Source organism: Rhizobacter sp., assembly GCF_031412495.1.
Classification (GTDB): domain Bacteria; phylum Pseudomonadota; class Gammaproteobacteria; order Burkholderiales; family Burkholderiaceae_C; genus Schlegelella_A.
Genome location: NZ_JANODC010000076.1, coordinates 1 through 9,810, shown reverse-complemented (window position 1 = coordinate 9,810; position 9,810 = coordinate 1). Strand labels below are relative to the sequence as shown.

At 70.7% G+C, this 9,810-nt stretch carries 10 protein-coding genes and 1 tRNA gene; 6 read left to right on the top strand and 5 right to left on the bottom strand.

Going from position 1 to position 9,810, the window contains the following annotated elements; genetic code table 11:
- Both AC30N0_RS02760 and AC30N0_RS02755 read right to left on the bottom strand, forming a co-directional pair.
- Window positions 1-610: hypothetical protein (locus tag AC30N0_RS02760; protein WP_489516407.1), on the bottom strand; the 610-nt coding region annotated here is incomplete at its 3' end.
- A 41-nt stretch (window positions 611-651) separates the two neighbouring features.
- Entirely contained in the window at window positions 652-1,527 is an 876-nt protein-coding gene (locus AC30N0_RS02755; protein WP_489516406.1) for a hypothetical protein, read from the bottom strand.
- A 223-nt stretch (window positions 1,528-1,750) separates the two neighbouring features.
- On the opposite strand from AC30N0_RS02755, the gene AC30N0_RS02750 reads away from it, so the two are divergent.
- A complete protein-coding gene (locus AC30N0_RS02750) occupies window positions 1,751-1,978 on the top strand; it encodes a hypothetical protein (RefSeq protein ID WP_489516405.1) in 228 nt (75 codons plus the stop codon).
- A 43-nt stretch (window positions 1,979-2,021) separates the two neighbouring features.
- On the opposite strand, the gene AC30N0_RS02745 is transcribed toward AC30N0_RS02750, so the two are convergent.
- Window positions 2,022-2,095: transfer RNA gene (locus AC30N0_RS02745), tRNA-Gly, on the bottom strand.
- 59 nt (window positions 2,096-2,154) lie between these two features.
- Here AC30N0_RS02745 and trmB point away from each other — a divergent pair.
- Complete coding sequence (trmB, locus tag AC30N0_RS02740) at window positions 2,155-2,874, top strand: tRNA (guanosine(46)-N7)-methyltransferase TrmB (RefSeq protein ID WP_489516404.1); 720 nt, start codon at window positions 2,155-2,157, stop codon at window positions 2,872-2,874.
- On the opposite strand, the gene AC30N0_RS02735 is transcribed toward trmB, so the two are convergent.
- Window positions 2,875-3,696, bottom strand: coding sequence for an undecaprenyl-diphosphate phosphatase (locus AC30N0_RS02735; RefSeq protein WP_489516403.1), 822 nt, complete (start codon window positions 3,694-3,696; stop codon window positions 2,875-2,877). It abuts the gene before it with no gap.
- Between the two features lie 102 nt (window positions 3,697-3,798).
- Here AC30N0_RS02735 and AC30N0_RS02730 point away from each other — a divergent pair, with 102 nt between their 5' ends.
- Complete coding sequence (locus tag AC30N0_RS02730; protein WP_489516402.1) at window positions 3,799-4,251, top strand: ferritin-like domain-containing protein; 453 nt, start codon at window positions 3,799-3,801, stop codon at window positions 4,249-4,251.
- A gap of 240 nt (window positions 4,252-4,491) precedes the next feature.
- Here the strand turns inward: AC30N0_RS02730 and AC30N0_RS02725 are convergent, their stop codons facing one another.
- Entirely contained in the window at window positions 4,492-4,641 is a 150-nt protein-coding gene (locus AC30N0_RS02725) for a hypothetical protein (RefSeq protein ID WP_489516401.1), read from the bottom strand.
- Window positions 4,642-4,769: 128 nt separating this feature from the next.
- Between AC30N0_RS02725 and AC30N0_RS02720 the strand changes: the two genes are divergently transcribed.
- The 3 genes from AC30N0_RS02720 to AC30N0_RS02710 all read left to right on the top strand — a co-directional run.
- Complete coding sequence (locus AC30N0_RS02720) at window positions 4,770-5,945, top strand: efflux RND transporter periplasmic adaptor subunit (RefSeq protein ID WP_489516400.1); 1,176 nt, start codon at window positions 4,770-4,772, stop codon at window positions 5,943-5,945.
- Between the two features lie 10 nt (window positions 5,946-5,955).
- Window positions 5,956-9,264, top strand: coding sequence for an efflux RND transporter permease subunit (locus tag AC30N0_RS02715; protein ID WP_489516399.1), 3,309 nt, complete (start codon window positions 5,956-5,958; stop codon window positions 9,262-9,264).
- A gap of 57 nt (window positions 9,265-9,321) precedes the next feature.
- On the top strand, window positions 9,322-9,810 hold a 489-nt coding region (locus AC30N0_RS02710; RefSeq protein WP_489516398.1), incomplete at its 3' end, for a protein-L-isoaspartate O-methyltransferase family protein.

Below are 9,810 nucleotides of genomic sequence, written 5' to 3'. Positions count from 1 at the left end.
CGCCGTCGCCGGCCGGCCCGGACGTGTCGGCCAGCGCGGCCTCGGCCCAGCGCGCCGCGCAGCGCAGCGGTGCCGGCCCGGCGGCGCCGTCGCGTGCGAGCTGGAACCGATCGATGTAAGGCTGGATGTCCGCCTCGATGGCGGCGATGGCGTCGGCGATCGCCGGGTCGCCGTCGGCCGCCTGCGCGGCCTGCAGCCGCCATCGCTGCAGACGGAGCTCGGCCTGGCGGACCGGCATGGAGAACGCCTGCGCGGTCTGCTGCAGACGCTGCGCCAGGACGGTCGGCAGCGAAGGCGCGAGCATCCGCAGGCTCGAGCGGGCCGCTCCGTCCGGCTTGCAAAACGGCTCGCGAACCGACGCATCGGCGAGCCCGCCAAGGCTCGCGCAAAGCTCGGGCAGCACCGGTTCAGCCAACTCGCCGACGGCCAACCCGCCCTCGGAGCGGAAGCGATCGTCGCGGCCGGCACCGAGCCCGGCGACCTGCGCAAACGCCGGCAGCAGCAGCACGATCACGGCCAGCGCCGCGGCGCACTCGAGCAGCGCCGGCACGCCGCGAACGATCGGCAGGGACGACCTGGCAGGCCGGCTCGTGCCCGCGCTGAGCTCCATGACAGCGGATTCCGCCTGCGGCCGACCCGGTAGGCGGCCGGTCAGGGACGGAGGGACGTCGGGTCGGCCGGCCCCGGTGCCGCCGCATCGAGGCTGACCCGGTCGCCGACCTGGAACGCAGGCGAATCGGGGTAGCTGCGAGACTCCGTCCGCCCGTTCGGCATCCGGAAGCGGACCTCGTAGCGGGTGGCCGCGTCGCCTTCGGCGCGACCGCCCGTCAGCGCCCCGGTGACGGTGCCATGAATGCGGGCGATGCGTCGCATGTGCGCCTCCCTGGCCTCCTGGCCCAGCACCGCGCCGATGAGGGCGCCCGACACCGCACCCAGGTTGCCGGAGCCAGCGGCCCCCGGCACGGCACGGACCGACTCGACGATGCCGCAGCGTTCGCAGGCCGAACGGACGGAGCGACCGCCGGAGGGCGGGACGGCCGCGCCGCGCTCGACGCGCTCCGTGCGTTCGACGGCCTCCATGCGCTCGGTCGGCACGGGCCTCGCAGCTCCGTGCATGGGCGCCACGTCGCCCTGGCCGAGCTGCAGCGATTCCTCGAGCGTCGACTCCGCCACGGCGCTGCCCCGGAACAAGGTCGCGGTGACGCGGCTGTCGGCGCGGATGCGGTCCTGCGGGCCGATGACGTAGCTGCCCTCGTAGATGCCGGGCTGCGTCTCCTGCAGGTCGACCACGCCGCGTGCGCCGTCGATGCGCAGCCTCGCTGCGGCACCCTGCGTCCCGTAGACGCTGAAGTTCAGCGGCACGCCGGGGGCCAGCCTTTCGACCTGCTCGACGTCGACGCTCTCGACCTGCACGCGCGACTGGACGCGTTCGGCCTGGGGTCGCGACTGGGCGTGCGCCGCCCCGGCGGTGCCGACGCCCATGAGGGCGGCCGCGAGGGCTGCGACGAAGGGGCGGGACGATGCCATGACGACTCCACGCGCGTCCGAACGACGCCTGCTGCATGGCAGGGTAGCGCGGGTTAGAACTCTTGCGGACGTCCTTGCATTGCTTTACTTAAGAACACACGCGCGTCACCGGCAGCCGCTAGATTCAGCCCCGCTTTGACGCTCGTCAACCCCTCGGGGAGGGCCGCGTTCGAGAATCGCTCGCGAGCCTGCGTGACGATCTCGGAGCGACGATGGAGTAAGCATGTCCACCGGCGGGAAGAACACCAAGACGATCGATTTCTGGCGCTGGCGCCAGCGCGATGCGAACGACGGCACGGCGCGCAAGACGCTGTTCGGGCTGACCCCCCGCGACGGGAGCGGCGCCTTTGCCGAGATCCGCCGCCTGCCGGCCCGCAAGCCGCCCGAGGAAAAGATGCGCCCCGACTTCGAGGACACGGCCCCTGTCATCGGCCGCCTGGAGCCGGACTGAGCCCGGCGCCTCGCGGCGTGCGGCGCGGCACGAGGCGGGCCGTTGGAGCGGGTGAGGGGAATCGAACCCCTGTATGAAGCTTGGGAAGCTGCCGTTCTGCCATTGAACTACACCCGCGGCAGGCAAGGATAATTATAGGCAGCGCGAGGGTCCGAGCCCGGCCGGCGCAAGCCACGATGACCGACCCACCGCTCCCGCGCACGCGCCCGCGCCCGCGTTCGCAGCCGACGACACGGATCCGCAGCTTCGTCGTTCGCCCGGGTCGCCTCGGGCCCGGCCAGGCACGCGCGCTCGCCGAGCTGGCGCCGCGCTTCCTTCTTCCCTTCGCCGATCGGCCACTGGACGTCGAGCGCGCGTTCGGCCGCGCCGCACCGCTGGTCGTCGAGATCGGCTTCGGCATGGGCGTGGCGACGATCGGCATGGCGCTGGCGGCACCGCAGACGAACTTCCTCGGCATCGAGGTGCACCCGCCGGGCGTGGGCTCGCTGCTGAAGCAGATCGGCGAGACCGGCGCGGCCAACGTGCGCATCGTCCGCCACGACGCGGTCGAGGTGCTCGAGAAGATGGTCGAGCCGGCATCGCTGGCGGGTGTCAACGTGTTCTTCCCCGACCCGTGGCACAAGACCCGGCACCACAAGCGTCGGCTCGTGCAGCCGCCCTTCGTGCAGCTGCTCGCGAGCCGGCTCGGCCCGCACGGCCTGCTGCATTGCGCGACCGACTGGCAGCCCTATGCCGAGCAGATGCTGGCCGTGCTCTCGGCCGAGCCGCTCCTGGTGAACACCGCCGACGGCTTCGTGCCGCGCCCGGCGACGCGGCCGGTCACGAAGTTCGAGAACCGCGGCCTGGCCCGCGGCCACGGCGTGTGGGACCTGGTCTTCGCGAGGCGTCCGGCCTGATCAGCCGGCCCAGTCGATCAGCCCGGACTGGGCCGTGGCGAGAACGAGGATGCCGAAAGCGATCCGGTACCACGCGAACGGCGTGAACGTGTGCGTGGCGATGTAGCGCAGCAGCCAGCGCACGCACACCCACGCGGCCATGAACGAGAAGACCAGGCCGGTGAGGAAGACCGGCAGGTCCGCGACCGACAGCAGCGCCCGCTCCTTCAGCAGGCTGTAGGCACCGGCGCCGATCAGCGTCGGGATGGAGAGGAAAAAGCTGAACTCGGTCGCTGTCTGTCGCGACAGGCCGAGCAGCATGCCGCCGATGATCGTGGCGCCCGAGCGGCTGGTCCCCGGCACCAGCGCCAGGCACTGGCAGAGGCCGACGCCGAGCGCGTCGCGTGGCCGCATCGCGTCGACGGATTCGACCGTCGCCGGGCGCGTCCGACGCTCGGCCCAGAGGATGATGAACCCGCCCAGGATGAAGGTCGACGCGACGACGGTGGGGGTGAAAAGATGCGCCTGGATCGCCTTGCCGAAGAGGAGACCGAGCAGCACCGCGGGAACGAAGGCGATGGCGACGTTGAGGGCGAAGCGGCGTGCCTTCGCATCGTCGCCGAGGCCGGCGAGGGTCGAGCGCAGGCGCTCGCGGTAGACGATCATGACGGCGAAGATCGCCCCGGTCTGGATCGCGATCTCGAACACCTTGCTCTTGTCGCCGCTGAAGCCCAGCAGCGAGCCGGCGAGGATGAGGTGGCCGGTGCTGGAGATCGGCAGGAATTCCGTTAGCCCTTCGACGATGCCCATGAGGGCGGCCTTGACGAGCAGCACGGAATCCAATCGCTCTCCTGAAGGGCAAAGCCGCGCATCTTAGCGACGGCCACCGCCGCCCGGCGGGAACGTGGCTTGCCTCTGCCGGTTCATTGCAACGAAGGGAATCCCATGGACACCGACGACACGATCGACCAACTCAACACGCTCATCGAGACCTGCAAGGACGGCGAGTACGGCTTTCGCACCTGTGCGGAGCACGTCAAGGCACCGGAGCTGCGGACGCTGTTCAACAGCCGGGCCCAGGACTGCCGCCAAGGCGCGGAGGAGCTGCAGCAGCTCGTCGCCAGCCTCGGCGGCAAGGCGGACACCGGCGGCTCGGCCTCCGGCGCCGTGCACCGCGGCTGGGTCAGCGTCGTCGGCACGCTGACCGGCAAGAGCGACCAGGCCATGCTCGACGAGTGCGAACGCGGCGAGGACGCGGCGCTCGAACGCTACCGCGCGGCCCTGAAGGAGCCGCTGTCGCCGGAAGTGATGAGCGTGGTGCAGCGCCAGTACGAAGGCGTCAAGCGCAACCACGACCAGGTCCGCACCCTTCGTGACCAGTACAAGGCGATGAGCTGATCCCCGCGGGCCCCGCGCCCGCCCGAGATTGCACAGCCTGCCGACGGCGCCGACGCGTTCGGCAAGCTGTGCCGCATGCCTGACGCGGCAGTAGCCCGCCCCTACACTTGCTGACCGAAGAGTCAGTAAGTCATTCATGTCCCTGTCCCCCGCGTTGCCGGCCGGCGTGACGCCGTCGCGACAGCGTCGAAAGCTGACGCGCCCGTCGAAGGTCCGCAGCCTTCCCGAGATCGCGCAGTTCTACATCGACGAGGTGACGCTGCCGTGCGAGCGCATGCTCGGCGAACTCGGCAGCGCGGCATCGACTGCGGCGAGTTCCGCCAGGTGCCGGTGCGCGAGGTCGTGCACGCGCTCGTCGGGCCGCTGCTCTTTCTCGTCATGAACAAGCATTCCCTCGGTGCCTGCTCGGCCGCCGCGTGCCTAGACCCGACGCCCATCATCGAAGCGCATATCGACCTCGTTCTGCACGGTCTCGAGCCGCGCACGGCTCGGCCGGCCAGGCGCCAGGGCCGACCGCGATGACGCGCACCGGTAAATGGGCGATCGTCGTCATCGCCGCCGTCCTGCTGGCCGGCGCCGCGGCACGCGTGGTCATCGCCCGCAAGCCGCAGGCTGCCGGCACCGCGGCCACCGCCGTGCCGAGCGGCCTCGACCTCGCCGCCGCCGACGTCGTCGTCGCGCGCCGCATCGAGCTGGCGCGCACGCTCGAGGTTTCGGGCAGCCTGAAGGCGGTGCGCAGCGCCAGCGTTCGGGCCAAGGTCGCCGGCGAGCTGACCTCGCTGACCGTTCGCGAAGGCGACCGCGTCCGCGCCGGCCAGGTCGTCGGCCAGCTCGACACGACCGAGCTCGAGCTGAAGCTGCGCCAGGCCGAGCAGACGGCGGCATCGAGCAAGTCGCAGCTCGACATCGCCGCGCGCGCGCTCGAGAACAACCGCGCCCTCGTCGCCCAGGGCTTCATCTCGCCGACCGGGCTCGAGACCTCGATCTCCAACGAGGCAGGCGCCCGGGCCACCTACCAGGCGGCGATGTCGGCGGTGGCGCTGGCGAGGAAGGGCCGCGCCGACGCGACCCTGGTCGCCCCGATCGCCGGGCTCGTCTCGCAGCGCCTGGTGCAGCCGGGCGAGCGCGTCTCGCTGGATGCCAAGCTGCTGGAGATCGTCGACCTCGCCCAGCTCGAGCTCGAGGCGGCGCTCGCGCCGGAAGAAGTGGCCTCGCTGTCCATCGGCCGCACGGCGACGCTGCAGGTCGACGGCCTGGCGACGCCGGTGCACGCCCGCGTCGCCCGCATCAACCCGAGCGCGCAGGCCGGTACGCGCGCCATCATGGTCTACCTCGCGGTCGAGCCGCAGCCGACGCTGCGCCAGGGCCTGTTCGTGCGCGGCGCGATCGAGCTCGACCGCACGCGAGCGCTGGCCCTGCCCCTGTCCGCGGTGCGCACCGACCAGGCCCAGCCGTACGTGCTGCAGGTCCGCGAGGGCAAGGCGATGGCGACGCAAGTGCGGCTGGGCGCCCGCGGCGTCGTCCGCAACGACGCCTGGGTCGAGATCGCTTCCGGCGTCGAGGAAGGCGCGACCGTGCTCACCGCGGGCGCCGGCCTGGTCCGCGACGGCACGCCGGTGCGGCTCGCTCCGGCCGAGACGGCAAGGGCGGCCGAACCGCTTGCCGCACCGCTGGCCGCCTCCGCGGCACGCTAGGCCTCGCTGCATGTGGTTCACCCGCGTCTCGATCGGCAACCCGGTCCTGGCGACGATGGTCATGCTGGCCTTCGTCGTGCTCGGCCTGTTCAGCTACCAGCGGCTCGCGGTCGACCAGTTCCCGAACATCGACTTCCCGACCGTTGTCGTCGTCATGGACTATCCCGGCGCGTCGCCGGAAATCGTCGAGGCCGAGGTTACCAAGAAGGTGGAGGAAGCGGTCAACACGATCGCCGGCATCAGCACGCTCTACTCGCGCTCGTACGAGGGCACCTCGGTCGTCATCGTCGAGTTCAACCTCGACGTCGACGGCCGCAAGGCGGCCGAGGACGTGCGCGAGAAGGTGGCCCTGGTCCGCCCGCTCCTGCGCGAGGAGGTCAAGGAGCCGCGCGTGTCGCGCTTCGACCCGCAGAGCGTGCCGATCTTCAACGTCGCCGTGCTGTCCGACGACGGCCGGCGCGAGGGTGAGCGCCGGGCCGCCCCAAGCGAGTCCGTTGCCCCCTTCGGGGGGGCCGCCGCAGGCGGTAGGGGGGCCTACTCGACGCAGGAGCTGACGACCTGGGCCTCGCAGGTTCTGCAGAAGCGGCTGGAAAACGTGCGCGGCGTCGGCTCGGTCGCGGTGGTCGGCGGCCTCGAGCGGCAGATCAACGTCTACCTCAAGCCGGCGGCGATGGAAGCCCTCGGCATCGGCGTCGACCAGGTGGTGGCCGCCGTGCGCAGCGAGAACCAGGAGCTGCCGCTCGGCGCCGTGCGCTCGCGCGAGCAGGAGCGCGTGGTGCAGATCAACGCCCGGCTGAAGCGGCCCGAGGACTTTCGCGACATCGTCGTCGCCAAAAAGAGCTTCGGCGGCGCCGGGACCGCCGGCGCACCGGTCAAGCTGTGGCAGGTCGCCGACATCGTCGACGGGCCGCAGGAGCTCGAGAGCCTGGCCCTCTACAACGGTCAGCGCACCGTGCTGCTGTCGGTGCAGAAGTCACAGGGCGAGAACACGATCGAGGTCGTCGACGGGCTCTACCGCGCGCTCGACAACGCCAAGGGGCTGACGCCGCCCGGCGTGCGCGTCGAGGTCAACCGCGACAACTCGCGCTCGATCCGCGTCTCGGTTGCCAACGTCAAGCGGACCCTGCTCGAAGGCGCGGCGCTGACGATCCTGATCGTCTTCCTGTTCCTCAATTCCTGGCGCTCGACCGTCATCACCGGCCTGACCTTGCCGATCGCGCTGATCGGCACCTTCCTCTTCATGCACGTGTTCGGCTTCACCATCAACACGATCACGATGATGGCGCTGTCGCTTTGCGTCGGCCTGCTCATCGACGACGCCATCGTCGTTCGCGAGAACATCGTCCGTCACGTGCAGATGGGCAAGAGCGCGCACGAGGCCGCGCTCGCCGGGACCCAGGAGATCGGCCTGGCGGTGCTGGCGACGACGCTGTCCATCGTCGCCGTGTTCCTGCCGATCGGCTTCATGGGCGGCATCGTCGGCAAGTTCTTCCACGAGTTCGGCCTGACCATCGTCGCTGCGGTGCTGATCTCGATGTTCGTGAGCTTCACCCTCGACCCGATGCTCTCCAGCGTCTGGCACGACCCGCAGGCCGAGCGCCGGCACGGCGCCGGCGCGGGCCCGGCCAGCCGCTACGACCGCACGATCGGCCGTGTCACCGGCCTGTTCGACCGCTTCACGGTCTGGCTCTCGGGCAACTACCAGTCGATCCTGCGCTGGTCGCTCGGCCATCGCCCGGCCACGCTGGCGATCGCCGCGCTCACCTTCGGCGCGAGCTTCTTCGTGATCCCCATCCTCGGCGCCGAGTTCGTGCCCAAGGCCGACTTCTCCGAGACCCAGGTCAACTACCACACGCCGGTCGGCTCGTCGCTCGAGGTCACCGAGATGCGGGCGCGCCAGGTCGACGCCGTGCTGCGCGAGATGCCCGAGGTCCGCTACACGGTGACGACGATCAACAGCGGCCAGGCCGCGGGCAAGATCTACGCCGCGACCTACGTCCGCCTGGTCGACCGCAAGGACCGGCAGCGCAGCGTCGCCGACATGGCCGTGCCGCTGCGCGAGCGCCTGGCCCGCATCCCCGGCATCACCGTCACCAACATCGGGCAGACCGACCTCGGCGGCGGCAAGAGCCTGCAGTTCTCGATCCAGGGCACCGACCTGGCCGAGCTCGAGCGGCTGTCGCGCTCGATCACGGCGCAGCTGGCCAGGATCCCGGGCCTGGTCGACCTCGACACGACGCTGAAGCCGGACAAGCCCACGGTGGCGATCGAGGTCCGCCGCGACGTCGCCGCCGACGTCGGCCTCAACGTCAACATGCTGGCCAACTCGCTGCGCACGCTGGTCGCCGGTACCCTGGTCGGCAACTGGCGCGCGCCCGACGGCGAGAACTACGACGTCAACGTCCGCCTGGCGCCCGAAAGCCGCTACGCCCTGAGCGACCTGCAGCGCCTGCCGATCAACGTCGCGCCGGCGCCCGACGGCTCGCCGCGCGTCGTGCGGCTGGCCCAGGTCGCCGACATCGCGCCTTCGACCGGGCCGAACCAGATCAACCGGCGCGACCTCAACCGCGAGATCAACGTCGACGCCAATGCCTTCGGGCGCAGCTCGGGGGACGTCTCGGCCGACATCCGCAAGGTCCTCGATGCCGTCGCCTGGCCGCCCGGCTACCGCTACTCGTTCGGCGGGTCGACCAAGAACATGACCGAGTCGTTCCAGTACGCGCTCGGCGCCCTGGCCCTGGCGGTCGTCTTCATCTACATGATCCTGGCCTCGCAGTTCCGCAGCTTCCTGCAGCCGCTCGCGCTGATGAGCTCGCTGCCGCTGACGCTGATCGGCGTCGTGCTGACGCTGCTGCTGTTCGGCTCGACGCTGAACATGTTCTCCATCATCGGCGTCGTCATGCTGATGGGGCTCGTGACGAAGAACGCGATCCTGCTCATCGACTTCGCGATCCGGGCCCAGCGCGGCGAGGTGGGCACGGACGCGAGCCGGGGCGACACGACCGGGCAGCCCATGGACCGCGAGAGCGCCCTCCTCTACGCGGCCGAAGTCCGCCTGCGGCCGATCCTGATGACGACGCTGGCGATGGTCTTCGGCATGATCCCGCTCGCCTTCGCCCTGTCCGAGGGCTCGGAGCAGCGCGCGCCGATGGGCCAGGCGGTGATCGGCGGCGTGATCACGTCGTCGCTGCTGACCCTCGTCGTCGTGCCGGTCGTCTACTGCTACCTAGACGACCTCGCCCGCTGGGCCCGGCGGCGCCTGTTTCGCATCGCTCCCGCCGCCCCGCTCGCGGACGAGCGGACCCTCGCCCAACCCTGACCCCGGCCGACCCGAGGCCGGAGAGAATGCAACCGCCCGAAGCACCGCCACCGCCGCATGAACATCGAACAAGCCCGCTTCAACATGATCGAGCAGCAGATCCGGCCGTGGGACGTCCTCGACCAGGGCGTCCTGTCGCTTTTGTCGGTGGTCAAGCGCGAGGACTTCGTGCCGCCCGCCTACCGATCGATGGCCTTCGTCGACACCGAGGTGCCGCTGCCGAACGGCCAGTCGATGCTGGCGCCGAAGGTCGAGGCACGGCTGCTCCAGGAACTCGCCGTGCAGCGGCACGAGCGCGTCCTCGAGATCGGCACCGGTTCCGGCTACATGGCGGCGCTGCTCGCGCACAAGAGCCAGCACGTGACCACGGTCAAGATCGACGCCGAGCTCGCCGGCTTCGCCGCCGACAACCTGAAGCGCGCCTGGGTCATGAACGTCAGCGTGGTCATCGCCGACGCCTCGAAGGCGCTTCCGGTGGAAGGCCCGTTCGACGTCATCGTCCTCTCCGGATCGGTGGCCGAGGTGCCGCGCTCGCTGCTGGCCCAG

Bases quoted from the DNA above. Each gene is read 5' to 3' on its own strand.
- AC30N0_RS02755 (WP_489516406.1), bottom strand. From the start codon at position 1,527: ATGGCATCGTCCCGCCCCTTCGTCGCAGCCCTCGCGGCCGCCCTCATG.
- AC30N0_RS02750 (WP_489516405.1), top strand. From the start codon at position 1,751: ATGTCCACCGGCGGGAAGAACACCAAGACGATCGATTTCTGGCGCTGG.
- trmB (WP_489516404.1), top strand. From the start codon at position 2,155: ATGACCGACCCACCGCTCCCGCGCACGCGCCCGCGCCCGCGTTCGCAG.
- AC30N0_RS02730 (WP_489516402.1), top strand. From the start codon at position 3,799: ATGGACACCGACGACACGATCGACCAACTCAACACGCTCATCGAGACC.
- AC30N0_RS02725 (WP_489516401.1), bottom strand. From the start codon at position 4,641: ATGCTTGTTCATGACGAGAAAGAGCAGCGGCCCGACGAGCGCGTGCAC.
- AC30N0_RS02720 (WP_489516400.1), top strand. From the start codon at position 4,770: ATGACGCGCACCGGTAAATGGGCGATCGTCGTCATCGCCGCCGTCCTG.
- AC30N0_RS02715 (WP_489516399.1), top strand. From the start codon at position 5,956: ATGTGGTTCACCCGCGTCTCGATCGGCAACCCGGTCCTGGCGACGATG.